At 42.6% G+C, this 517-nt stretch carries 1 protein-coding gene; it reads left to right on the top strand.

Annotated features, from left to right (window positions below):
• Positions 1-160 precede the first annotated feature (160 nt).
• Positions 161-517 (top strand): hypothetical protein (locus tag FQP90_RS23160; RefSeq protein WP_144653456.1); only part of this gene is annotated, 357 nt, incomplete at its 3' end.

Raw genomic sequence — 517 nt, forward strand, 5'->3', positions numbered from 1 at the left:
GGGGTCTTGTCTATCTAGGTAGCTGCTTCTTAATTCCGGGACTGTCTGCCTTGGTCGCTTTAGTCGAGTTCATTCGTATCTTGACGTTATCCGCTGACTCTTTCGATGAAAAATACAACCAAGCCGAACCTAAACCTTTTACCTTTATCTGGTGATATTAATGAAAAAAACACTATTAAAAACCTTAGTTGTAACATCACTATTGTCAACCGCACTTACTTCTCAAGCTGCTAACTTACAACAAGATACATTCCCGTATATCACGTGTAGCGTGATTGAATTGGGCATTGCTAAGAACGGTGGTGAAGCCGATACCGACCTTGCGAGTTACTACATTTCAGGTGGCTTACTGAATGAGTATCTTGATAGGGGACATTCACTAGATGAGATCAGCACGATATTAGAAATCGCCTCCCAATCACAACCATCGCAGCAAAAGCAGTATCACCAAAGCATCGTTGCCTCTATTAATGAAACCGTCGAGTTCTTCGAAGGCTGGACGAAAGACGAAGGTATC

Origin of the sequence: Paenarthrobacter nitroguajacolicus (assembly GCF_007786235.1) — a bacterium.
Lineage (GTDB): Bacteria > Actinomycetota > Actinomycetes > Actinomycetales > Micrococcaceae > Arthrobacter > Arthrobacter nitroguajacolicus_A.